This is a genomic window from Paenalcaligenes sp. Me52 (genome assembly GCF_050487965.1).
GTDB lineage: Bacteria > Pseudomonadota > Gammaproteobacteria > Burkholderiales > Burkholderiaceae_B > Paenalcaligenes.
In genome coordinates this window covers 472,438-494,740 of record NZ_JBKQFO010000001.1, presented here as the reverse complement: position 1 = coordinate 494,740, position 22,303 = coordinate 472,438, and the positions used below count along the sequence as shown (strand labels likewise).

The window sequence follows — 22,303 nt, the reverse complement described above, 5'->3', positions numbered from 1 at the left end:
CCATGCTGAAAGTCGTACTTATCACCGGAATTTCCGGTTCTGGTAAATCCGTTGCCCTACGTTTGCTCGAGGACACAGGCTACACCTGCGTAGACAATTTGCCGGTGCCCTTCCTGCAAGAATTTATCACTCGTTCCGTTGAAACCCAGCTGGACCGTGTCGCTATTGCTATCGACGTACGTGCCCCCGGTGACTTGAACAGCTTGCCTGGTATTCTCACGCAGCTACGCAATAGCGGCGTGGCATTGCGCGTCATTTTCCTAGATGCCAACGACCACACACTTAAACAGCGCTATTCTGAATCTCGCCGTCGTCACCCGCTGACTGACCGCCTGCGCCAAGACAACCAAGCTCCTTCACTGCAAGCCTGTATTGATGCCGAGCGCCAAATGATGGCTGCTCTGCGCGAACAAGAGCACGTGATAGACACCAGCGACTTGGCCCCAGGGCAATTACGTGCTTGGGTACGTGACTTGGTTCAAGCCGACCGTGCGCCTGTAGTGCTCACATTTGAGTCCTTTGCCTACAAACGTGGTGTACCTGGTGATGCCGACTTAGTGTTTGACGTGCGCTGCTTGCCTAACCCGCACTACGATGCCGAGCTACGCCATCTTACTGGCCGTGACGAACCCGTTGCTCAATGGCTAGACCGTTTTGGCAGCGTACAAAACATGGTGGATGATATTGCCAGTTTTGTTGAACGTTGGCTGCCACTCTACATGCAAGACACGCGGAACTACCTGACTGTAGCCATTGGCTGCACTGGCGGCCAGCACCGCTCTGTCTATGTGGTGGAACAATTGGCCAGACGCTTCTCGCATCACTCGCCTTTGTTAGTACGCCATCGTAACCAACCACCCATCAATCCGGTGCCATGATACGTAGCAAATTATTCTTCGTTCTTTTACTTAGCGCCATCCTTGCTGGATGCGGCACCACAAGCAAACGTGGCGGCGGTGGTTACTATCAAGATGATGGTCCTGATGTTAACCCACCCAAAAATCTGCAATCCATCCCCAATGCGCAGCCTCGCATTGAACAACACGCCCCCGCCAATATGCGCCCTTACACAGTAATGGGCAAACAATATGTACCCATGACAGGCAATCAACCCTTTAGACAAACGGGTACTGCCTCATGGTATGGCAAAAAATTTCACGGTCGAAAAACAGCGAATGGCGAAATCTACGATATGTACGCCATGACAGCTGCTCACCCTACACTGCCCTTACCTAGCTACGCTAAGGTCACACGCCCCCAAACAGGTCAAAGCATCATCGTACGTATTAACGATCGCGGGCCATTTCATGGCGGAAGAATTATTGACCTATCCTATGTTGCAGCCACCAAGCTGGGGCTTATAGGGCCAGGCAGTGGTGCGGTGATCGTTGAAGCCATAACCCACGACGATATACGTACTGGCGCCTATGCCCAAGGCAGCCCCACACCTGTCACGATACAAAGCCCAGCGACGATGCAACCTGTTCAAGATGGTTACCAAAGCGCGTCCACAGGCAAGCTCACCACCATTAGTGAAAACAGTGGTGTGCCACAGGTATATCTACAGTTTGGCGCGTTCTCTGCACAGCAAAGCGCAAACTCACTGGTGGATCATCTGAATCAGAAAATCAGCAGCGTGGAATTTCGTGAAGCTCACGTAGTGCCAACCAATGATTTATATCGTGTGCAAATAGGCCCTTACAACAGCCGTACCGAAGCGCTGGATGCCGGCCGTCGCATTGAGCAAGAGACCGGTATAGTATCCAGTTTAGCTATACGATAGTTAGCCCTGCTCTTTTAAGTGTAATGCGCAGTCGTAAAGCGCATCACGCTTATACGAACTGGCCTGCCCCGCAAGTTTCACTACGTCTTTCACAGATAACTGCGTGAGCAATACACGCATCCATTGCTGCGTGACCTCGTCTATATCAGACTCTTCTGGAGTGCTGGTCTGAGCCTTGGCATGCACCACCAACACAAACTCACCCTGTTCGTGATGACTGTCCGCATCCAACCATGCCTCAACCTCAGCCAAGGCTAAGGTGTGTACTTGCTCAAAGCGCTTAGTGAGTTCACGTGCCACACTTACCTGACGATCTGGGCCATACACTTCCAGCATATCCAGCAAAGTAGCACGTAAGCGGTGCGGCCCTTCAAACATCAGTACTGGACCATCAAACCTATCCCACTGCTGCAGCCATTTACGTCTGGCCATAGATTTAGACGGTACAAAACCTGCAAAAGCAAAAGATGGGTTTTCGTCAGTGGTTACTCCTGTCGCCATCAACGCTGTAATCACGGCAGAAGGGCCCGGTAACGGTAATACCCTATAACCTGCCTCGCGCACTTTACGCACAATACGCGACCCTGGATCGCTCACCGCAGGCGCCCCAGCATCAGACACCAAAGCCACTCGCTGACCGGCTTCTAGCTTTGCCACAATTTGCTGAGCGGCTTGCTCTTCGTTGTGACGATGGGCGGCCATCAAGGGCGTATCTACACCCCATGCTTGCAGCAACGGACGGGTAGAACGGGTATCTTCGGCGGCAATCACATCACAACGACGCAAGGCTTGCCATGCACGCAAGCTCATATCTGTCAGATTGCCTATAGGCGTCGCTACCACATACAAGCAGGATTCAGGCCAAGACTGCTCTTCCGTACGTTGCAACAGGCTCTGAACTGTCACACCCATGCCCTGCTCTATCTTGATCTCATCCATACTACGTAGTCACCTTCTCAAATTATCCTTCACCATGAGCCAGCCACTTACCCCTGCCGCTCTGGCACGTCTTGCTCAACGTCGTGCACTGCAACGACGCACCCGTGGCGGCATCACTCAACCTAAGCACCTGCGGCAATCCCCCACCCAACGCATAGGACAACGCTATGAGGATCGTGCTGCACAGTATTTGCAAGAGCAAGGTCTATGCATACTGACGCGCAATGCTACTAGCCCTTTCGGGGAAATAGATCTCATCGCCACAGATCAACACACGCTAGTGTTCGTTGAAGTTCGCTATCGTCACCACGCATACTTTGACGGAGCAGCCGCCAGTGTAAACCGAAGCAAACAACAACGTATCCGCCTATCTGCATCTTTCCTGCTTTCCCACCTTTGCCAACAACATTTCGGTGGAAAACTGCCACCTTGTCGCTTCGATGTTGTGGCTTTTACTGACGCTGAACTGCTCTGGATTCCTGATGCGTTTACATAAGGTTGCGATTTTTTGCACTTTCACGCTATAACCTGTAGAAAGCGCCCCCACTCTATACTAGAGTACGCCCCATTATGCAGGCAGAAGTGTCATAATCGTGGGAACTGTTGCTACGGCATTCACCTCAATTCTTGATCATGCGATAATCAACATCATGGATCTGATCGCTAAAATGACCCAGCACTTCGACGATTCTGCCGAAGCGCTTTATCTCAGCGCCCAGGAGCTCACCGAGCCACTGGCTGCCTCTGTTGAACTTTTATTCGCCACCCTGACGAACAACGGCAAAGTACTTGCCTGCGGTAACGGTGGGTCGGCTGCAGATGCCCAGCACTTTATTGCTGAATTGGTAGGGCGCTTTGAGCGCGATCGCCTACCATTGGCGGGTATAGCCCTGAACACCGACACCTCTATTCTGACTGCTGTGGGTAACGATTACGGCTTTGATGCTGTGTTCGAGCGCCAAGTAGCTGCCCTTGGGCAAACCGGCGATATTCTGGTAGCGATTTCCACCAGCGGTAACTCAGAAAACGTGATGCGTGCTATTCAGGTTGCCCACGAACGTGATCTGGTCGTAATTGCTCTCACCGGTAAAGGTGGTGGCAAAATCGGTAAGATGCTACGTGACACCGATATTCACCTGTGTGTTCCACACGAACGCACCATGCGTATTCAAGAAGTACACATGCTCATGCTGCATGCGATGTGTGATGGTATTGATGCGCTCCTACTCGGAGATGTTGAATAATGTTTTTTTCTGTTCGTACCACCCGCCTTTCTCTTATCGCTCTAGGTTTAGCTGGCAGCATCACGCTTAGCGGTTGCGCTGCTATTGCCGTAGGTGGCGTAGCTGCTACAACGGCTAGTGTCGCAACCGACAGACGTACAGCAGGCGAGCAGGTTGAAGACCAGAGCATTGAAATGAAAGCGGGCGCGGAAGCCCGTAAACTGGTTGGCGAACAGGATGCACGCATCAACACCAACTCCTACGCTGGGCATCTACTGCTGGTAGGCGATGTACCTACTGAAGAACTGCGTCAGCAAGCTGAAGCAAACATCAGCAAAGTAGCCAAAGTACGTAAGGTATATAACTACTTGCGCGTGGGTGACGTCACCTCGTTAAGCGTACGCTCGAACGACAGTTGGCTCACCACCAAAGTACGTACGGCCTTGATCAACACCAAAGAAGTACCTAGTCGTACCATCAGTGTCACCACCGAGCGTGGCGTGGTTTACCTGCAAGGTAAAGTCACTACCACCGAAGGCGAACGCGCGGCCATTGCCGCTGCCGGCGTAGAGGGTGTGAACAAGGTTGTTAAGCTGTTTGAATATGTGAGTCCTGCCAGCGTGCAGCAAGAACAGAACCAAACCAGCACAAACAACTCTAACACCAGTAGCAATACCTCCTCTACTCCACCCGCCTCATCCGGCTCGCTGGATAATGGCCCTGTCGCGATGCCTGTTCAATGAGCAAACTGTTTTCATTACTGTCTAAACTGATGCTGATTGGCGTGCTAGGCTTCCTAGCCGCCTGTGGTGACTCTGACTCTGATTCCAGCACTAAAGCCCCTGATGTCACCTTCCACACACTGGAAGGCGAAGACATCAGCATGGCGTCCTTACAAGGCAAAGTAGTACTGGTGAAATTCTGGGCCACAGATTGCACTACCTGTGTAGCGCAAATGCCCGATACCAGCCAATACGCCACTGACTATGCCGATCAAGGTTTTGAAGTCATTGGCGTCGCCATGAAGCACGATCCCGAAGAGTACGTACGTAACTTTACCAGCACACGACAACTGCCCTTTATGGTGGCGCGTGACGCAGATGGCAACATTGCTAAAGCCTTTGGTGATGTACGCTTAACCCCTACGGCTTTCCTGATTGATAAAAAAGGGAACATCCTGCGGCGTTATGTGGGAAATTACGACAAGCAAACCTTCATCAATACCCTTGAAAAAGCACTTGCCAGTTAAAATTTCCGTCATTTGGTAGTACAGTATTCATTCAGACCCCGGGCGCTAACGCTTCCCGGGTTTTCTTTCATCTTTGCATGTGAACACCGAGATGACCACTTCCAGCGAATCACCAAGTTCCTCCCCCACCATTAAAGCGGAAGTTCTTTCCGAGGCCCTGCCCTATATCCGTCGATTCCACGGTAAAACGGTAGTGATTAAGTACGGCGGCAACGCCATGACTGAAGAAGCATTGCAGCGCAGTTTTGCCCACGACGTGGTGCTACTGAAGCTAGTTGGCCTAAACCCTATTGTGATCCATGGTGGTGGACCACAAATTAACGACGCCTTAAAACGCGTTGGCAAAGAAGGTACCTTTATTCAAGGTATGCGCGTCACCGATGCCGAAACCATGGAAGTGGTGGAATGGGTGCTAGGCGGCCAAGTTCAACAAGACATCGTCATGATGATCAACGAAGCTGGCGGTAAAGCGGTGGGCTTAACCGGTAAAGACGGCTGCTTGATCCAAGTGAAGAAAAAATACCTGCCTGATGCCAGCGATCCTGACAACATGATCGACATCGGTTTTGTGGGCGACATTACTCGCATCGAACCTGCGGTAGTGAAAGCCTTGCAAGACGACCAGTTCATCCCCGTGATTTCTTCTATTGGTTACGGTGAAGACGGTCGTGCCTACAACATCAACGCAGACGTTGTGGCTGGAAAAATGGCTGAAGTGCTGGGTGCAGAAAAGCTGATTATGCTGACTAACACCCCAGGTGTACTGAACAAGAATGGTGATTTGCTGCGTCGTTTGTCAGCACAAACTATTGATGAGCTATTCCAAGACGGTACGATTTCCGGCGGCATGCTGCCGAAGATCTCCTCTGCTTTGGATGCAGCCCGCAACGGTGTGAACTCTGTGCACGTAATTGATGGTCGTGTACCGCACTGCTTGCTGTTGGAAATCCTGACCGATCGTGGTGTAGGCACCATGATTAGCGCGCACTAATGCAGCATCCTCCGCAACGCCCGCTGCGTACCCGCAGTGGGCGGCATTATCCGCAAACAACAGCTCCACATACTGTCTGGCTCTTTGATCTGGACAACACCCTGCACAATGCCTCTCACGGCATCTTCCAAGCCATTGATCGCAGCATGACCGAAGCCGTCGCTGAATTCGTGCGTGTAGACATGGATGAAGCCAACGCATTGCGTCAGAAGTACTGGAAGCGCTATGGCGCCACCATGATTGGCCTACACCGCCATCATGGCGTAGACGCACAAGCCTTCTTGCACCGTAGCCATAATTTTGATTTGCAGCCGCTGCTGTCTGCTGAAGATGACATCATCCATCAGTTGAACCGCCTACCTGGCCGCAAAATAGTGCTCACTAACGCACCAGAGCATTACGCACGCGACGTCTTGCAGCTATTGGGTATGCAGTCACTGTTTGATGAGATTTGGGCGATTGAGCATATGCAGTTGCAAGGTCGCTTCAGGCCCAAGCCTTCACTGGCATTGATGCAACAGCTACAAGCCCGTTTTGCCGTTCCTGCTGAACAGTTCGTCTTAGTAGAAGACACTCTGCGCAACCTAAAAAGCGCCAAGCAATTGGGCATGCAAACCGTGCACATTTTTAACCCCGGCACACCGCATTCGGCGCTGCACCGAGGTAGAAATAGTTATGTGGATTTACGCACTCATAGCATACGAGACTTGGCTCAACGCCATCGTAAGCTAAAACTGGTGGAGTACAGCAGCCGTTAATCTGGCTGCCCGCATACCTCGCAACCAGGGTCTTGCTGGAAGCGTATGCTGTGCCATTTGGCAGTTAATGCGTCAAAGCTCAGCAAACGCCCTACCAGCGGCTCACCGAACTCACCCAACAGCTTCAGTGCCTCTGCTGCTTGCATACAGCCTATCGTGCCCACAACAGGCCCAAACACCCCTGTAGTCGCACAACGCAGTTCTTCCACGTCATCCGCCTCAGGAAACAAGCAGCTATAGCAGGGTGCGGTAGGTTGGCGCAGATCGTACACGCTGATCTGACCCGAAAACCGTATACCAGCTCCCGATACCAATGGCTTACGGTGACGCAAGCAACTACGATTAATGGCATGGCGCGTAGCAAAGTTGTCGGTGCAATCCAGCACCACATCAGCCGCCATCACCAACGGTTGCAGCGCGTCTTCATCTAAACGCTGGCATACCGTATTAATCGTAATAGAAGGATTCAGCGCATGCAGGCTGAGCTTGGCAGATTCTGCCTTGTGCATGCCTATGCGATCAGTGGTGTGCAGAATTTGACGCTGTAGGTTGCTTAACTCTACTTCGTCGTCGTCCACTAACGTTAAGGTACCCACACCAGCAGCTGCCAGATAAAAGGCAGCAGGAGAACCCAATCCACCAGCCCCTACGATAAGGGCATGTGAGGACACTATGCGTTCCTGCGCTTCCACGCCAAATTCATTTAAGAGAATATGGCGTGCATAGCGCATCAAATGCTGATCGTTCATCGCTGGCTCAGCTTAAGGCTTGGCAGGCTCTAGTCCGTGCGGTGTGACTTTAAACCGCTCAGCCCCATCACTATTGCGTGTCGGCGCTACTCTTTTTTTTTGAGCATCGTCAGACTCAGCATCAGCTGGTGTCTCAACCACAGTGCTAGGGTCTGATTTTTTTACTTCACGGCCTTCCAAGAAGTTAACAGCCTGCATTAACTGGAAGTCGTCAGCACCACCGAACTCAAACATTTTGGGCTCAGCCACGTATTCTTCCGTATCTTTCTGCGCATCTTCGTCGTCGCCGTTTTCGTTATGAAAGTGGCGCTGCAAATCAGCTTCACGTGGCAAGCGGAACAAATTACCTTGTGCAGTATCGTCTACCAAAATATCTGGCTCTACACCCGTAACCTGAATACTGCGGCCTTGTGGTGTGTAGTACAACGCTGTAGTCAGCTTGATACCGGAATCTTCGCCCAAAGGCAGTACGCTTTGTACCGAACCTTTACCAAAGGATCTGCCACCTAAAATCGTTGCACGTTTGTGGTCTTGCAATGCACCAGCCACAATCTCAGACGCTGACGCAGAGCCTGCATTCACCAACACAACGATTGGGATTTCACGCAACCAGCCTAGCGAGCGCAAGGCTTCTGGATCACCACGCAAATCACTCAATACCGATGCCATAGGTTTAGCAAAGTATTCGCGGTTAGACGATGGGATACGGCCTTTAGTAGAAACCACCAATTTGCCTGGTTCCACAAACGCCGAGGTTACGCCAATAGCGCTTTCTAACAAACCACCTGGGTCGTTACGCAAATCTAGCACCAGACCACGTGGCGTGGAGCCTTCGCTCAAAGTGCGCAACTGGCGAATCAAGTCAGCTGCAGTACGCTCTTGGAACTGTGCAATACGCACGTACATCAAGTCGTTATCCAGCTTCTTACCACGTACGCTCTGTACTTTGATCAGATCGCGAACAATGGTGATGTCTATAGGCTTATCTTGCCCAGCGCGTTGAATCGTTAATTTCACAGAGCTTTGTGGCTCACCGCGCATTAACTTGATGGCGTCGTTCAGGCTCATGTCTTTGGTAGCTTTACCATCAATTTGCGTGATGATATCACCCGCCATAATGCCGGCCTTCGCAGCTGGGGAGTCTTCGATAGGAGAGATCACTTTAGGGCGACCGTCTTCACTACCGATTTCAATACCCAAGCCACCGAAACCACCCTGCGTCATATTTTCCATTTCTTGGAATGCTTCAGCATCCAAATAAGTGGAGTGAGGGTCTAGTTCAGCGAACATGCCACGGATCGCATCACCAATCAGTGCTTGATCGGAGACGGGCTCTACGTAGCTGCTTTTGATGGCTGAAAACACATTGGCGAACTGTTGCAGTTCACGCAATGGTAGCGGCTCACCTCGTTGGGCCACTGCACTGACGGTTAGACTGATCAGCACCCCACCCAATGCACCTAAGCCTATTAATCCAATTCCGCGAAGCCTGCGATTAGCCATGTATTTCCTGTAATCTCGAATTATTTGGTACTGCCCTATGGGACAGCACTCGCACTATTTTTAAAGGTTGAGCAACAGACACTTCCTGCGTAGAGGTAAAGAATACCGCCATCTGCCTAGCCCCGCAACCATAGTTGAGGGTTAACGGGCTGCCCATTTTGACGGATTTCAAAGTACAAACCGGGTTCAACCTGCCCCCCTGTTGCTCCTACTCTCGCCACCTCTTCACCAACACCTACCACATCACCCACTTGCTTCAACAAGCTTTGATTATGCCCATAAACTGTGAGCAAACCGTTACCGTGATCAATAATTAACAAATTCCCGTAGCCATTCAGCCAGTTGGCATATACCACCTGCCCTGCGCCTACGCTTTTCACTGCACGGCCTTGGTCAGCACGAATCATGATGCCGCGCCACTTACCTCCACCGTCTGGTCTATCTACACCAAAGCGCCCCTGCACGGTACCTTGCACAGGCATAGGCAAGCCCTTAGACAAACCATTAAAACCACCTCTAGGCACTTCACGTATAGGCGTAGCAGGCGCAGGAGTGGGTTCTGGTGGAGCCGCACGCACCACTTCACGTACTGGTGGAGGTGGCGGCGGTGTAGCCACGGGGGGAGTGGATTCCGTAATACGTATACGTTCACGAGGTGTTTCTGCCGCATCTACCGCCACCACACCATCTCTGGGGCGCACTTGCACTACTTGCAATGGCTCTCGAGCCTGTTCAGCACGGCGGCGCTCTTCAGCTAAACGTATCTCTTCCGCACGTCTGGCAGCTACTTCACGTGCTTGGCGATCTGCTGCCTGTTGGCGAGCGGCCGCTTCTGCTGCTTCGCGGCGTTGACGCTCAGCGGCTTCACGACGCCGCTGCTCAGCCTGTCTGGCCAATTCTGCTTGTCTAGCAATTTCAACATCTAAGCCGCTAATCAGCCTGCCCAGACGCTCATCATTATTTTGCAAGCGCGACGCTTGTCCGCGCTGTTGGTTCAACTCTGTCTGTACCCGCGCCAATACTTGGCTGCGTTCAGCTTGCTGAGCCACTAATTCTTCTTTCTTTTTTTCGCTTTCTTCACTGAGCTGTGCCAGCTCACGCTGCGATAACTGTTCGTTCGCTTTCAACCGCTCTAGGTTGCGCAACGTAGCATGCAAGGCTTGAATTTTCTCTGCCTGCGCTTGTGAGACATACGACAAGTAACCGAGTTCACGCTGTATAGCCTGAGGATCATCCCCCGACAATAACGCGGCCCATGGCGATAAACCACTGGCATACATAGCACGTAGTTGCTCTGCTAGCTCTTGTTGACGCTGGTCACGCAGTTTTTCTTGCTCACTGGTTTGTGCTTGCAGCTCGCCCAAGTGTTTTTGCACCTGTTTGGAGCGCTGCTCTAATTCCAGTAAACGTCTGTCCGTGTCAGAAATAGCACTTTCCGTAGTACGCAACGCTTGGGCTGCATCTTGGCGGGAAGTTTCCGCTTTTTCTATATTTCGCTGCAACGACTGTATGCGTTGGCGTAACTCTTGCTGCTGCTGTCTCGCCTCATTTTGTCGGGACTGTAAGTCTTCTGCCCCCACCGCGAGCGGGGAAGCAGCCAATAATGACCACAGCAAGAGCACGCCACGACGCATATTATTTCGCCTTACCCTGAGCAGCTACGGCTTGCATTTGTGCCGCAATAGCGTCTTCGTCGCCCAGATAGTAGTGACGAATAGGCTTCAGGTTTTCATCCAGCTCGTATACCAGAGGTTGGCCTGTAGGGATGTTCAGATTAACGATTTCTTCTTCGGATACGTTATCCAAGTACTTGATCAACGCACGTAAGCTGTTACCGTGAGCAGTCACCAGTACGCGACGACCAGCACGAATAGCAGGAGCAATAGATTCGTTCCAGAAAGGAACTACACGCTCTACGGTTGTCTCTAAGCATTCTGTAGCAGGCAATTGCTCAGCTTTCAGACGGCTGTAACGTGGATCAAAACGTGGGTGGCGAGGATCGTCTTCAGCGACGGGCTCAGGGCCGATGGAATAAGCACGACGCCAGATATGTACTTGCTCTTCGCCGTACTTTTCTGCAGTTTCTGCTTTATTTAAACCCTGCAACGCGCCATAATGACGCTCGTTCAAGCGCCAACTCATGCCTACGGGCGTGTACATAGCATCCATGGTATCGAGAACGATCCACAGAGTACGGATGGCGCGTTTGAGCACTGAGCAGAATGCGATGTCGAACTCATAGCCATTGGCTTTGAGTAACTCGCCCGCTTGACGGGCCTGTTCACGGCCAGCTTCAGTCAGATCTACATCTGTCCAACCGGTAAAACGGTTCTCCAGATTCCACTGGCTCTCGCCATGACGCATCAATACAAGTTTATACATGGTAAAAATACAGCCTCTAAGTTAAAAATTGCTGTCCATTTTATAATTAAACCCTTCAACCATTCATTTCCGGCTTTCATCAGGATTTATCGTGGAATTCTTATACAGTCAAAACAATCTGCTAATTTTAGTCGTTGCCGTGCTCTCCGGCATCATGCTTCTATTACCAGCCTTCACTAAAAACCGTAATGGCCGCCCTATTGGTCCCTCTGAAGCCGTTGCTCAAATGAACCAGCACGATGCAGTGATCATCGACATCCGCTCAGCTGACCAGTTCAAAGCCGCTCATATTGCGCAAGCACAAAACGTTCAGATGGCTGATTTGGAAAGCCGTAGCAATCACTTTGCTAAAGATAAGCCTATTGTAGTGGTATGCGAGCAAGGCCGCACCTCTTCTAAGGCTGTTGCAACTTTGCGTAAACTGGGTTTTGATAAGGTATTTAGCTTGGATAAAGGCCTACAAGGCTGGATTGAAGCTGGCTTGCCTGTGCGCAAGTCCTAACACTTTTTTACGCTTGTTGACACTATCATGGCAAAAGTTCTTATGTATAGCACCGCCGTCTGCCCTTACTGCGTACGGGCTGAGATGCTGCTTAAACAGCGCGGTGTCGAACACATTGAAAAAATCCTGATCGATCGTGACCCCGAGCAACGCTCCATCATGATGGAGCGCACCGGGCGTCGTACCGTTCCCCAAATTTACATTAACGATACCCATGTGGGTGGCTATGATGATTTAGCTGCCTTAGACCGAGCAGGCGAACTGGTGCCGCTGCTGGAATCCTAATTACTCAACGGTATCTGTAACTTTCACTTTTTCTGGAACCCTCATGTCCGAACAGAACACACCCGAAAACAATGCTGCAGCCGCCAACGAACAAGCTGCACAACCTAGCTTCAGCCTGCAACGCACTTACGTGAAAGACCTTTCACTGGAAATGCCAAATGCACCGCAAATCTTCTTGGAACAAGAAGCGCCTAACGTGGAAGTTGAGCTGAAAGTTGGTGCTCAGCGTTTGGCTGAAAGCATTTTCGAAACCTCTGTCACGGCTACGGTTACCACCCGTATTCAGGGCAAAGTGCTGTACCTGATCGAAGCAACACAATCCGGTATTTTTGAAGCAGCAAACATTCCAGCTGAACAGTTGGACCCACTGCTGGGCATCGTATGTCCAACTATGTTGTACCCATACCTACGCGCTACCGTAGCTGATGCGATCACTCGCACCACACTGCCAGCACTGCACCTGACTGAAGTGAACTTCCAGCAGATGTACGAGCAACGCGTAGCCGAAGCTCAACAGCAAGCTGCTTCCGAAGCACAAAACCAACCTATCCAGTAACTCGGATGCACAGTTCTGCGCCTCCACGTGTCAGCGTACTAGGAGCCGGTAGTTACGGCACGGCATTAGCCGTGCTGTGTCACGCCAATGCTCCAACTATGCTGTGGGCACGCGACCCAGTTAGTGTGGCTGAAATCAATCAGCAGCATAGTCTTCAACGCTATCTGCCTGATATACAGCTACCAGAGGGTTTGTCTGCCACTGCATCGCTGGAAACAGCCATGCAACACGCCCTAGGAAACGATGAAAGCCCTGCTTTCATTATTTTGGGGGTGCCCGTAGCAGGTTTGGCGCAGCTCTGTACCCTACTCTCTGATTTTTTACCAAGCACACGCAAACACCCTGTGCATTTGGTACATATTTGCAAAGGCTTTGATGCACAAAGTGGCGATCTGCCACACGTCATTGCTGAGCTACACACCCCTCACCACGACTGGCTACACCACGGTGTGCTGTCAGGCCCTTCTTTTGCGATTGAAGTCGCCCAAGGCCTGCCTGTAGCATTGACCATTGCCAGCAACAACACTGATCTCATGCACTGCGCCGTCAGCTTGTTACACGGTACGCAAGCGCGTATTTACAGCAGTCACGATGTCATTGGTGTAGAAGTGGGTGGTGCACTCAAGAATATTATTGCCATTGCCTGTGGTATAGGCGATGGTTTGGGCCAAGGCGCCAATGCTAGAGCGGCCTTGATCACCCGAGGCCTAGCCGAAATTCAACGCTTAGGCGTAGGGCTGGGTGGCCTACCTGAAACCTTCCAGGGCTTAACTGGGCTAGGCGACCTCGTGCTGTCTTCCACCAGCGATCTGTCTAGAAACAGACGAGTGGGATTGGCCATAGGCCAAGGCGAAGATCTGCAAAAAATATTAAGCTCCGGCATGACTGCCGAAGGTGTGCGTTGCGCTGAAGCCGCTCGCACCATTGCTTTGCGCTTAAATGTACACGCCCCCATTACCGAGGCCGTATATCAGGTGCTGCAACAAGGCTTACCCCCCCGTCAGGCGGTGCAAACCCTGTTAGCGCGTGATCCGCGCAAAGAAAGCGCGTAATTACACGTCGTACTCTACTTCCAGCGTTTGCCCTACCTCAATGAATGGGCTTTCGCTGGCTTGATACAGCGCCATATTAATCCCAAACAATATCCCTGCCTCTGAACGTCTAGAGCTAGCCAAGGCTTTACTTGGCTGGTCTCCTACCTCGGCAGTTTCTGGATTCACGTTAGGCAACGGACAACGGGTGCAGTTTTTCAGGCGTGCAAAATAATGGCCACCACCCTGCAAGCTTTGCACGTAGTCTTCCTCGTACGCATCTAACCCCTGCACCACGATATTGGGTCTGAAACGATTGATACGTATCTCAGTGCCTTGCTGTAGGCGTATCTCGCTATTCAACTCATCTAACGAGCTTTCATTACAAATCAAAAAAGGAAAACCGTCGGCAAAGCCGAACATCCCTTTCTGTAAAAACTCGGCGCTTTCACCTGACCTATCAGCCCACTTACGTGACCATGTAGCACTCACTGCCCTATGCGCGGTAGGGTGCACACGCAATAACCTACACGACATACCCAAAAAGGTAGACAGCCATTCAGCAACAGCATCACCTTCGTCTTGGCCTCGTGTCCAATCAGCCCAGATTTGCACATCTACGATGGGGGGCTGCTCTACACGCTGTAGACTTACCAAAATATCTGGCATGCCAGGCGCTTGCAGGCGCATGTGTTCGGCTTCGATAGTGGGTTGTATTAAGGCCATGCGTGGAATAGTGCGTTGGGTCATTTTTTCACCCTCAGCATTCACCATCACCCATTGCCTGTCCCACTCCAACCCAGAGGGTGAAATAGCACTGCGCGAGAGCTGCACTGCCGCACACGATTTAATGGGATAACTGTATAACGCGCTAATACGAACACTCATGGCCTATTCCACCCAGAAAAGCATCAATCTTTACACTGCACCTTCGTAGCCCAACTGGCGCCATGCTTCAAACACAGTCACCGCTACGGCATTAGAAAGATTCAAACTACGCTGCTCTGGGCGCATAGGCAATCGCAAACGTTGTTCTGTTGCAAAGAGTGCCATTTGTTCCGCATTCATCCCGGCAGTCTCGCAGCCAAACACAAATACATCGCCAGCTTTAAACACGGGTTTGTCCAGAGTTTGGCCTTTAGTGGTTAGCGCAAAACAGCGGTCTGGACTCGCCCCTATAGCGTCCAGTGCAGCAGGTAAGTTTTCGTGCACTTTGACTTGCGCCCATTCGTGATAATCCAGCCCTGCGCGCTTTAACTTACTGTCTTCCAGCTCGAAACCCAAGGGTTTAACCAAGTGCAATTGAGCGCCAGTATTAGCCGCCAAACGAATAGCATTGCCCGTATTGGGCGGGATTTCCGGAGAAACCAGAATAATGTGGAACATAACAACCTGATGAATTCAAAAATGATCACGCCAAGGCGTACGAGCAACCAGTGCTGCATACACGCGGTACGCCCCTGCAAGCCGGCATAATTGTGCGGCATGCTGAAGTGTACTGCCGGTGGTGAGTACATCGTCAACTACTAATACGGTGCTGTCTGCTGGCAACGTCGCACATCGCCAAGCAGGCGCTGTAGCCTTCAATCGTTGCTGACGACTGCGCTGCTTCTGTGTCTCTGTTATCTGTGCGCTCACACTGTACAGCCCGCCCACCAAATAAGGTTGTCGTAATTGCTTTGCCACTAATTTAGCGATTTCGGCCGCAGGATTAAAGCCTCTACGAATCAGCGCCGCCCTAGAAGACGGCACAGACAGCACCAATATCTGTTCAGGTCTCTCAGGCCACTGCCTCACAATTTGCTGATACACAGCATTCGCCATTACTGCCGCTAACCATTGCTGCTGACGAGCCTTATACGCCTGTATCAGCAGCTCAGCCGCATCAAGGTAGTCCCACGCCACAAATACCTGTTCCACGTCCAGAGGGCGTGCTGAGCAGTCTCTACAGCCACCTATAACAGGTAGTTGCACCCAACAACGTTCACAGCGCCTTCCCTGCTGCCGTTGCTGTGCAAGCTCGCATAAACACATTTGGCACACACCATAACGCCACGCTCGCTGCTCACATACCAAACACGGCCGTGGAATATGTATAACCTGACAGAGTGGCTGTAAAAGGTCGCCTAAGCGAAATGCATGCGCCATAATAGTGCCTTGCTCTAACCAAACTTACACTCTAGCGGCCATACGTGGCTGGCGGGGTTCTATTGCGCAATCATGTCACACCCTCTTCCTCTTAGCCTACAGCACGTACAACAACAATTTGATCGTCGCGCGCCCTTAGATGCGCCACAGTTCTTGTACGGTGAAATAGCCCAACGCATGTTGGCACGCCTTGGCTATGTACGCCTAGACGTACACACAGTGCTTGATGCAGGATGCGGCGCTGGGCATGCAATAGATCCTCTACGCTCGCGCTACCCAGACATGGTGTATACCGGCGTAGATATCAGCCCGCGCTTACTGGAAGTAGCTAAAGAGCGCCACACTCATCGCCCCGGTTTGTGGGAGCGACTGCGTAATAAGCCAAGCACCAACAACAACTTTGTGTTGGCGGATATGGCCAATACGCAATTGCCCCCTGAAAGCCAAAATTTGGTCTGGTCGAATCTATCACTGCAATGGCAGCCTGATCCACAAAAAGTATTCCAAGAATGGCGACGCATCCTAGCGTCTAACGGGTTGGTGATGTTCTCTGTGCCAGGCCCCGGTACTTTTTTAGAATTGCGCAATGCTATGGAAGCCGCTGACGCTCAAACCCAAACTTTGGCGTTTGTGGACATGCATGATTATGGAGATCAACTGCTGCAAAATGGTTTTACTGATCCCGTCATGGATCAAGAGGTCATTACCCTGACTTACCAATCGGCCGAAAAACTACTGCAAGACGTGTACGTACTGGGTGGTAATGCCAGCACTTTACGTAGAAAAGGTTTGGCTGGAAAAGCGTGGCACAAGCGTTTGGTGGACGCACTCAATGCCCAGCGCCACATGGATGGCACTATTCATCTGAGCTTGGAGATTGCGTACGGGCATGCATGGCGCGCAACAACGTTGCGTGATACCCAAAGTGGTGAAGTGCGTATTCCTATTTCCAGCATTAGCCGCAAACGCAACTAATTCATAGAATCACACGTACATAACCGCGCCACTCCTAATTGGAATGGCGCGGTCAATTATTCTGCGTCGCTTACTGGTTATTGTGACTACGACGGCGAGCCGACGCATCAATACCCAGTTGCTTCAGCTTACGGTACAAGTGAGTACGTTCTAACCCTGTACGCTCTGACACACGTGTCATGCTGTAATTTTCACGGGCTAGATGGTATTCGAAGTAAATACGTTCGAACTCATCTCGTGCTTCACGCAAAGGCAGCTCTAACGAAATGCTGCCCAAGTGCGAACCACCTTGCTCACCTTGTATGGCTGAAGCAGGCGCTTGCATGCGGTTTTGGGCATTGGCTACCACACCCACATCAGCACTTACCGCAGGTGCCCCACCAACTCGTGGTGCAGCAGCCATGGCTGGTACTTTGGGAGGTACAACCACCCGTTCTAAACCGGAGGCCACTGTTTGCAATAGCTTCTGCATAGTGATGGGTTTTTCTAGGAAATCCACCGCCCCTATACGTGTAGCTTCCAGTGCTGTGTCAACGGTGGCATGACCACTCATCATGACTACAGGCATGTCTAGCAAACCTTGTGATGCCCATTCTTTCAATAGGCTAACGCCATCCGTGTCCGGCATCCAGATATCCAGAAGTACCAGATCAGGCCGTGCCCGTAAACGGGCAGCACGCGCCTGTGCGGCATTTTCTGCGACTTCTACCGTATGCCCCTCGTCATACAGAATCTCAGACAAGAGTTCACGGATTCCGATTTCATCATCAACTACCAGAATTCTGGCCATAAACCGTCCCTACGAGCTTTTTACGCTATTATCATTACCTTCAACAGAATCAGCTACTACTTTTGATCCTGCCAAGCGGGCCAAGAGGATGGTGATGCGTGCGCCCCCTTCACGTTGATTCGTCACGCTTATCTTACCGCCATGTTCCTCTATGATCTTTTTCACAATGGCTAGCCCCAAACCAGTACCTGTCGCCTTTGTTGTTACGTAGGGTTCAAATACTCGAGCCAACAATTGTTCATCAAAACCTGGGCCATTATCCGCCACCACCAATCGTACCCCATGTATGCCCTGTTCTGCATCATGAATGGTACAGGAGGTTTTTACTGTGATGACTCCCTCGCTAGGCTCGCGCCCTTGAGTGGCCGCATACACAGCATTGGCCAACAGATTATGAATCACTTGACGCAACTGTGTTGGATCACCTTCTACGGCGGGCACCCCCGCTCCTAGCGATACTTCCCAGTTTACACGTCCGCTGTTTTCTGCAGAAGCACTTTCCGGATCCCATCCGTACAAAGTCAGTACTTCATGCAGTAACGCATTTATATCCAATTCCTGCATCTGCGCTTGTGGCACCCGAGCATACTCTCGGAAGTCGTCCACCATCTGCTTCAGCGATCCCACCTGATTCACAATGGTGGTGGTTGCACGCTTCAGCATCGCAGCATCGTTTTCATCCAGCTTAGGTTCCAGCTTTAAGGCCAAACGCTCCGCTGACAACTGTATGGGCGTTAATGGATTTTTAATTTCGTGCGCTAAGCGTCGGGCAACTTCTCCCCACGCGACTAGTCGGTTGGCAGAAATAATATCACTGATATCATCAAACACCACCAAATAGCCGCTGGAGCTCTTACCTATACGAAGCTCCATGCCACGCGCCAGCAAAGTAATAATAACAGCACGCATATCATGCCTACTGCCAAAGCTTAATTCAAATTGTTGCTGCCAATATTCGCGCGCACCCACGGCTGAGTGCTCTGCAAACGCATGACGTAATTGATTTGCAAAACCGTTATCGTCAACCACTTCTTCCAAGGGCTTGCCTTTAACCAAGTTCAAATCAGCACGCAAAATATTCTGCGCCGCTTGGTTGAACATAGTCACACAAAAGGCATCATCAAACACCAAAACGCCTGATGACAAACTACTTAACACCGACTCCAGATACAAGTTGGAACGTTCTAGTTGCTGACGGTTGCGTTCTACCGTGCGCCTAGCATCGTCCAATTGTCGGGTCATCATATTAAAGGATCGTGTCAGTTGCCCTACTTCATCTTTATCAGAATTCTCTGGCAAAGGACGGTAATCCCCCACACCCACCGCCTGAGTACCGGCCGCCAGCGCCAACAACGGACGCACCAATCGACGAGAAATCGCAATCGCCGCAGCCATCGCAGCAAACACAGCAAGAATCAACGCCAGCGTCAGGATGATGCCATAGAGCTTACGCAGGCCTTGTCTGGACAATGCCAGTTCTTGGTAATCTCGGTACCCCTCTTCCACCAGCATCGCATGGCGTGCAATATTTTCAGGAACAGGTTCTGTCACTTGCAACCAGCGCTTATCACTAGGCTGCGTAAACTGACCTAGGTAACTATTGCTACTGTCTAAGGGAATCACCACACGTAAACGCAAGCCAGTAGAACCCACTCCTTGGCTATCATCCAATTCTGCCGAGGCATACTCTTTGGCTACGCGTAAGTAGTTCTGCACATTTTGTTTGGGTATCTCTGGCAGTGACATATCAAAACGAGTGGAAGAATACGCAATCAACCTACCCGCACTGGTGAAAATCATGGCATCACCAATATTTGCGCGCTCACGTAGACTGTTTAGCACCAAACCTGGCTCTACGTGACTTTCGTTGAGCATTACCGCCAGACTGGTTGCACGCTTTTTCAGATCACTTAATCGCCCATCCAGAGCAGCCCTACCTAAATCTAAACCCGACTCCAAGGCGCGGTCTACCCGCACGTTAAACCACGACTCAATAGAGCGCGACATAAACTGCACGGACAACACATAAATCAACGTGCCCGGCAATATACCGATAAGGGTGAAATACAGGGCAAAGCGTGCCGTCATTCTGGCGCCAAACTGCCGCTTCTTTACTTGCCTAAATAAACGACCGCCCAACAATACCACCCAAAAAACCAGGGCGACAGCCAAGATGCCGTTGAGCACCAACAGCACATCGTAGTATTCGTTATAGCGTGAAGCGTTAGCCGTGGACCACACCAATAAGCCCAGCAACGCCACTGCACTAATCGCAGCGATGATCAGGGCTATACGCAGCACCCAGCGAATTACGGCTGGTGCTCGGCGTCGGAAATCGAAAAAGTGAAGTTTTTCCATGGGGTGGACAACGTCCAAGCGCGGCGATTCATCGCATCTACTTGGAAGGGCCTAGTCAATAAAGAGGTATCCAGACGCAAACGCATCCGTCCATACAGTTCGGTGTTTTTATCAAAATCACTTACTGGTGCCACAGCCCAGCCTCGAATATGGCGCAATGACGCCAAGGCTTCGTTGAGACTGCTTTCTGGCAATAATAGCTCCCCCGAGCCCACACGCCACTGTCTGGTTAACGCATTGTAGGTGACCCGCCAAGTTTGATTGGCATCCACTATTGTTTTATCAAACCACCACCAGCGTGTACTACGTATCTCCACATCTACAGTGAAGTACAGGGGAATCCCTTTATAGACTACGTCCTGAAGTTCAGGACTTAGCTCAAAATCCACATCGGCGTCTATGTACAGACGACCATCTCGTATTACAGGCTCTACACGTACTACTTCTTCTGTAGTGCCCTGCTGCCCCGTGTCCACCACTGTGGCCATCGTAGGCGTATCGTCAGTCACTGCATCCGTGACACGTAAACCTTGGGCAGAACCAACAGGCACCACAAGACACAAAGCTAATGCTAGCCCTGCCTTGCGAACAAACCGGTTGAAAGATCTACCCGCTCTCATGGTCGACGTTTATGCCTCTTTACGCAATAACTGATAAAAGAACCCATCGCCACATGGCTGCCCGCTTTCAACGGGCTGTGGCAATACTTGTCCTGGACTAGGCAATGCAACCGCATCAGAATGCCTAGCCAAAAATGCTTTGCTTTGCTCTATACCTTCTTGAGGGAAGATAGAGCAAGTGACATACAGCATATACCCGCCGGGCTTTAAAGTCAGCCATAAAGCGTCAGCAATATTGGCTTGCAAAGCTGCCGTAGCCGCCACGTCTTGCGGGCGACGCAGCCAGCGTATGTCTGGGTGACGACGCACAATACCCGATGCGGTACACGGTACATCGGCCAAGATCGCATCAAAGAGCTTACCGTCCCACCACTGCTGTATATCAGCAGCATCTGCTGCTTGTATTTTGACCTGGTCTGAATCCAGACCCAGCCTGTGTAAATTCTGCGGTACACGCTGTAGTCGTGTGGCGTCGGAGTCCAAAGCCACTAACGAAATATCAGCACGCTCTAACAGATGCGCCGTTTTACCACCGGGAGCGGCACACGCATCTAACACATGCATACCATCTTCTACCGGTAACAAGGCGCCTGCTTGTTGAGCTGCGTAATCCTGCACTGACCACCACCCCTGCTCGAACCCAGGCAACTGCTGCACAGGTAATGCCTCAGCCAACACCACGGCTTGACCACCTGGTGCCCAACACGCAATGCCAGCTTCTTCAAACAGCGCCAGCAAACGCGCCACCGAACAACGTCGTTGGTTTACACGTAAGGTTAAAGGGCCGGGACGATTAGAGTGTTGCAAGATAGCTTCCCACTCTTGTGGGTACGCTTTTTTGATTTGCTTAATCCACCAGTTGGGGAAATTCCAACGTGCTTCAGGGTGGCTATTCGCTTCAGCTAATAATTCGGTGCGCTCTCGCAAATAGCGGCGCAACACGGCGTTAATCAATGCTTTGTACACACGCAGCAAACGATGATCAGCGGCGGCTTGTACCGCTTGATTTACGACGGTGTGCGGAGCATAAACAGGAACATCTGGCTGATCAGCAAAGGCGTCTTCGTTTTCTTGTACTTCGGCGGCGCTATCTAATACCGCTAACGACACCAGCAATAACGCTTCGGTTAACCCTGATGGGGCTTTACGGCTTACTAATTGGCTAAGCAACTGCTTTGCCAAGCCCAGACGTCGCAAACTGTGAAAGCTCACGGCCTGAGCCGCAGCACGTACAGTAGCGGGGGTTTGCGTTAAGCATTCGGTGAGAGATTTTCCTGCCAAGACTCCTTGCACGAGCTGGGCGCTGGCCAGCAATACAGTCGATAGGGAAGGAGTAGTAGAAGACATAGCAAAAAAACACTAAAAAAACAGCCTGCCCTTTTATAGTTGGGCACGAGAAACTGTAACATCTTTTATGTAGTGCGATACAGCTTTTATACAGTTGGTGCTACGATCGTAGTT

25 protein-coding genes are annotated in these 22,303 nt (G+C 51.2%); 13 read left to right on the top strand and 12 right to left on the bottom strand.

Annotated elements, in window-relative coordinates; genetic code table 11:
• Nucleotides 1–2: 2 nt before the first annotated feature.
• Both rapZ and ACLO87_RS02270 read left to right on the top strand, forming a co-directional pair.
• On the top strand, nt 3–878 hold the full coding sequence (gene rapZ / locus ACLO87_RS02275) for an RNase adapter RapZ (protein ID WP_430222682.1): 876 nt from the start codon (nt 3–5) through the stop codon (nt 876–878).
• Nucleotides 875–1,783, top strand: coding sequence for a septal ring lytic transglycosylase RlpA family protein (locus ACLO87_RS02270; protein WP_430222680.1), 909 nt, complete (start codon nt 875–877; stop codon nt 1,781–1,783). Before rapZ ends, ACLO87_RS02270 begins: the two co-directional genes overlap by 4 nt.
• Here the strand turns inward: ACLO87_RS02270 and rsmI are convergent, their stop codons facing one another.
• Nucleotides 1,784–2,722, bottom strand: coding sequence for a 16S rRNA (cytidine(1402)-2'-O)-methyltransferase (rsmI, locus tag ACLO87_RS02265; protein WP_430222679.1), 939 nt, complete (start codon nt 2,720–2,722; stop codon nt 1,784–1,786).
• Nucleotides 2,723–2,756: 34 nt separating this feature from the next.
• Here rsmI and ACLO87_RS02260 point away from each other — a divergent pair, with 34 nt between their 5' ends.
• The 6 genes from ACLO87_RS02260 (at nt 2,757) to ACLO87_RS02235 (ending at nt 6,943) form a co-directional block, all read left to right on the top strand.
• Nucleotides 2,757–3,218, top strand: coding sequence for a YraN family protein (locus ACLO87_RS02260; protein WP_430222678.1), 462 nt, complete (start codon nt 2,757–2,759; stop codon nt 3,216–3,218).
• A 154-nt stretch (nt 3,219–3,372) separates the two neighbouring features.
• Nucleotides 3,373–3,966: a phosphoheptose isomerase gene (locus ACLO87_RS02255; protein ID WP_135863109.1), complete on the top strand. Its 594-nt coding sequence runs from the start codon at nt 3,373–3,375 to the stop codon at nt 3,964–3,966.
• Nucleotides 3,966–4,688, top strand: a complete 723-nt coding sequence (locus ACLO87_RS02250) for a BON domain-containing protein (RefSeq protein WP_135863093.1) — start codon at nt 3,966–3,968, stop codon at nt 4,686–4,688. Before ACLO87_RS02255 ends, ACLO87_RS02250 begins: the two co-directional genes overlap by 1 nt.
• Nucleotides 4,685–5,194 (top strand): TlpA disulfide reductase family protein, encoded by a 510-nt coding sequence (locus ACLO87_RS02245; RefSeq protein WP_135863095.1) that lies wholly within the window; start codon nt 4,685–4,687, stop codon nt 5,192–5,194. The genes ACLO87_RS02250 and ACLO87_RS02245 overlap by 4 nt, the downstream gene beginning before the upstream one ends.
• A 91-nt stretch (nt 5,195–5,285) precedes the next feature.
• Nucleotides 5,286–6,185: an acetylglutamate kinase gene (gene argB / locus ACLO87_RS02240; protein WP_135863097.1), complete on the top strand. Its 900-nt coding sequence runs from the start codon at nt 5,286–5,288 to the stop codon at nt 6,183–6,185.
• A complete protein-coding gene (locus tag ACLO87_RS02235; RefSeq protein WP_430222677.1) occupies nt 6,185–6,943 on the top strand; it encodes a pyrimidine 5'-nucleotidase in 759 nt (252 codons plus the stop codon). Before argB ends, ACLO87_RS02235 begins: the two co-directional genes overlap by 1 nt.
• Here the strand turns inward: ACLO87_RS02235 and ACLO87_RS02230 are convergent.
• The 4 genes from ACLO87_RS02230 to gpmA form a co-directional block, all read right to left on the bottom strand.
• Entirely contained in the window at nt 6,940–7,692 is a 753-nt protein-coding gene (locus tag ACLO87_RS02230) for a HesA/MoeB/ThiF family protein (protein ID WP_135863101.1), read from the bottom strand. The genes ACLO87_RS02235 and ACLO87_RS02230 overlap by 4 nt on opposite strands.
• A 12-nt stretch (nt 7,693–7,704) precedes the next feature.
• Nucleotides 7,705–9,195 (bottom strand): S41 family peptidase, encoded by a 1,491-nt coding sequence (locus ACLO87_RS02225; protein WP_135863103.1) that lies wholly within the window; start codon nt 9,193–9,195, stop codon nt 7,705–7,707.
• A 116-nt stretch (nt 9,196–9,311) separates the two neighbouring features.
• Nucleotides 9,312–10,829 (bottom strand): murein hydrolase activator EnvC family protein, encoded by a 1,518-nt coding sequence (locus ACLO87_RS02220; RefSeq protein ID WP_430222676.1) that lies wholly within the window; start codon nt 10,827–10,829, stop codon nt 9,312–9,314.
• A 1-nt stretch (nt 10,830) separates the two neighbouring features.
• Nucleotides 10,831–11,577 carry a 2,3-diphosphoglycerate-dependent phosphoglycerate mutase gene (gpmA, locus tag ACLO87_RS02215; RefSeq protein ID WP_135863107.1) on the bottom strand — a complete coding sequence of 249 codons (747 nt, stop codon included), beginning with the start codon at nt 11,575–11,577 and terminating at the stop codon, nt 10,831–10,833.
• A 91-nt stretch (nt 11,578–11,668) separates the two neighbouring features.
• Here gpmA and ACLO87_RS02210 point away from each other — a divergent pair, with 91 nt between their 5' ends.
• The 4 genes from ACLO87_RS02210 to ACLO87_RS02195 are packed head-to-tail and all read left to right on the top strand — an operon-like array spanning nt 11,669 to nt 13,972.
• Nucleotides 11,669–12,079, top strand: a complete 411-nt coding sequence (locus tag ACLO87_RS02210; RefSeq protein ID WP_135867045.1) for a rhodanese-like domain-containing protein — start codon at nt 11,669–11,671, stop codon at nt 12,077–12,079.
• A 27-nt stretch (nt 12,080–12,106) separates the two neighbouring features.
• On the top strand, nt 12,107–12,364 hold the full coding sequence (grxC, locus tag ACLO87_RS02205; protein ID WP_135867043.1) for a glutaredoxin 3: 258 nt from the start codon (nt 12,107–12,109) through the stop codon (nt 12,362–12,364).
• A 43-nt stretch (nt 12,365–12,407) separates the two neighbouring features.
• Entirely contained in the window at nt 12,408–12,920 is a 513-nt protein-coding gene (secB, locus tag ACLO87_RS02200; RefSeq protein WP_135867041.1) for a protein-export chaperone SecB, read from the top strand.
• A 5-nt stretch (nt 12,921–12,925) separates the two neighbouring features.
• Nucleotides 12,926–13,972: an NAD(P)H-dependent glycerol-3-phosphate dehydrogenase gene (locus tag ACLO87_RS02195; RefSeq protein ID WP_430222675.1), complete on the top strand. Its 1,047-nt coding sequence runs from the start codon at nt 12,926–12,928 to the stop codon at nt 13,970–13,972.
• On the opposite strand, the gene ACLO87_RS02190 is transcribed toward ACLO87_RS02195, so the two are convergent.
• The 3 genes from ACLO87_RS02190 to ACLO87_RS02180 are packed head-to-tail and all read right to left on the bottom strand — an operon-like array spanning nt 13,973 to nt 15,925.
• The gene (locus ACLO87_RS02190; protein WP_430222674.1) at nt 13,973–14,839 is read right to left on the bottom strand and encodes an MOSC domain-containing protein; all 867 of its coding nucleotides are present in this window, start codon (nt 14,837–14,839) and stop codon (nt 13,973–13,975) included.
• Nucleotides 14,840–14,869: 30 nt separating this feature from the next.
• On the bottom strand, nt 14,870–15,337 hold the full coding sequence (locus ACLO87_RS02185) for a tRNA (cytidine(34)-2'-O)-methyltransferase (protein ID WP_135861817.1): 468 nt from the start codon (nt 15,335–15,337) through the stop codon (nt 14,870–14,872).
• Between the two features lie 15 nt (nt 15,338–15,352).
• Nucleotides 15,353–15,925 (bottom strand): ComF family protein, encoded by a 573-nt coding sequence (locus tag ACLO87_RS02180; RefSeq protein ID WP_430222673.1) that lies wholly within the window; start codon nt 15,923–15,925, stop codon nt 15,353–15,355.
• A gap of 246 nt (nt 15,926–16,171) precedes the next feature.
• On the opposite strand from ACLO87_RS02180, the gene ACLO87_RS02175 reads away from it, so the two are divergent.
• Complete coding sequence (locus ACLO87_RS02175; protein WP_135861813.1) at nt 16,172–17,074, top strand: methyltransferase domain-containing protein; 903 nt, start codon at nt 16,172–16,174, stop codon at nt 17,072–17,074.
• A 70-nt stretch (nt 17,075–17,144) separates the two neighbouring features.
• Here the strand turns inward: ACLO87_RS02175 and ACLO87_RS02170 are convergent, their stop codons facing one another.
• The 4 genes from ACLO87_RS02170 to rsmB form a co-directional block, all read right to left on the bottom strand.
• Nucleotides 17,145–17,864 carry a response regulator gene (locus ACLO87_RS02170; protein ID WP_135861812.1) on the bottom strand — a complete coding sequence of 240 codons (720 nt, stop codon included), beginning with the start codon at nt 17,862–17,864 and terminating at the stop codon, nt 17,145–17,147.
• 9 nt (nt 17,865–17,873) lie between these two features.
• Nucleotides 17,874–20,174, bottom strand: a complete 2,301-nt coding sequence (locus ACLO87_RS02165; protein WP_135861825.1) for a sensor histidine kinase — start codon at nt 20,172–20,174, stop codon at nt 17,874–17,876.
• The gene (locus tag ACLO87_RS02160) at nt 20,174–20,773 is read right to left on the bottom strand and encodes a DUF4390 domain-containing protein (RefSeq protein WP_430222672.1); all 600 of its coding nucleotides are present in this window, start codon (nt 20,771–20,773) and stop codon (nt 20,174–20,176) included. The genes ACLO87_RS02165 and ACLO87_RS02160 overlap by 1 nt, the downstream gene beginning before the upstream one ends.
• Nucleotides 20,774–20,851: 78 nt before the next feature.
• Nucleotides 20,852–22,189 (bottom strand): 16S rRNA (cytosine(967)-C(5))-methyltransferase RsmB, encoded by a 1,338-nt coding sequence (rsmB, locus tag ACLO87_RS02155; RefSeq protein WP_430222671.1) that lies wholly within the window; start codon nt 22,187–22,189, stop codon nt 20,852–20,854.
• Between the last annotated feature and the right edge of the window lie 114 nt (nt 22,190–22,303).

Excerpts from the sequence above, each read along its gene's own strand:
- ACLO87_RS02235 (WP_430222677.1), top strand. The coding sequence starts at position 6,185 with ATGCAGCATCCTCCGCAACGCCCGCTGCGTACCCGCAGTGGGCGGCAT.
- ACLO87_RS02195 (WP_430222675.1), top strand. The coding sequence starts at position 12,926 with ATGCACAGTTCTGCGCCTCCACGTGTCAGCGTACTAGGAGCCGGTAGT.
- gpmA (WP_135863107.1), bottom strand. The coding sequence starts at position 11,577 with ATGTATAAACTTGTATTGATGCGTCATGGCGAGAGCCAGTGGAATCTG.
- ACLO87_RS02255 (WP_135863109.1), top strand. The coding sequence starts at position 3,373 with ATGGATCTGATCGCTAAAATGACCCAGCACTTCGACGATTCTGCCGAA.
- ACLO87_RS02225 (WP_135863103.1), bottom strand. The coding sequence starts at position 9,195 with ATGGCTAATCGCAGGCTTCGCGGAATTGGATTAATAGGCTTAGGTGCA.
- ACLO87_RS02270 (WP_430222680.1), top strand. The coding sequence starts at position 875 with ATGATACGTAGCAAATTATTCTTCGTTCTTTTACTTAGCGCCATCCTT.
- ACLO87_RS02185 (WP_135861817.1), bottom strand. The coding sequence starts at position 15,337 with ATGTTCCACATTATTCTGGTTTCTCCGGAAATCCCGCCCAATACGGGC.
- ACLO87_RS02245 (WP_135863095.1), top strand. The coding sequence starts at position 4,685 with ATGAGCAAACTGTTTTCATTACTGTCTAAACTGATGCTGATTGGCGTG.
- ACLO87_RS02230 (WP_135863101.1), bottom strand. The coding sequence starts at position 7,692 with ATGAACGATCAGCATTTGATGCGCTATGCACGCCATATTCTCTTAAAT.
- grxC (WP_135867043.1), top strand. The coding sequence starts at position 12,107 with ATGGCAAAAGTTCTTATGTATAGCACCGCCGTCTGCCCTTACTGCGTA.
- argB (WP_135863097.1), top strand. The coding sequence starts at position 5,286 with ATGACCACTTCCAGCGAATCACCAAGTTCCTCCCCCACCATTAAAGCG.
- ACLO87_RS02170 (WP_135861812.1), bottom strand. The coding sequence starts at position 17,864 with ATGGCCAGAATTCTGGTAGTTGATGATGAAATCGGAATCCGTGAACTC.
- ACLO87_RS02175 (WP_135861813.1), top strand. The coding sequence starts at position 16,172 with ATGTCACACCCTCTTCCTCTTAGCCTACAGCACGTACAACAACAATTT.
- ACLO87_RS02190 (WP_430222674.1), bottom strand. The coding sequence starts at position 14,839 with ATGAGTGTTCGTATTAGCGCGTTATACAGTTATCCCATTAAATCGTGT.
- rsmI (WP_430222679.1), bottom strand. The coding sequence starts at position 2,722 with ATGGATGAGATCAAGATAGAGCAGGGCATGGGTGTGACAGTTCAGAGC.
- rapZ (WP_430222682.1), top strand. The coding sequence starts at position 3 with ATGCTGAAAGTCGTACTTATCACCGGAATTTCCGGTTCTGGTAAATCC.
- rsmB (WP_430222671.1), bottom strand. The coding sequence starts at position 22,189 with ATGTCTTCTACTACTCCTTCCCTATCGACTGTATTGCTGGCCAGCGCC.
- ACLO87_RS02260 (WP_430222678.1), top strand. The coding sequence starts at position 2,757 with ATGAGCCAGCCACTTACCCCTGCCGCTCTGGCACGTCTTGCTCAACGT.
- ACLO87_RS02250 (WP_135863093.1), top strand. The coding sequence starts at position 3,966 with ATGTTTTTTTCTGTTCGTACCACCCGCCTTTCTCTTATCGCTCTAGGT.
- ACLO87_RS02220 (WP_430222676.1), bottom strand. The coding sequence starts at position 10,829 with ATGCGTCGTGGCGTGCTCTTGCTGTGGTCATTATTGGCTGCTTCCCCG.
- secB (WP_135867041.1), top strand. The coding sequence starts at position 12,408 with ATGTCCGAACAGAACACACCCGAAAACAATGCTGCAGCCGCCAACGAA.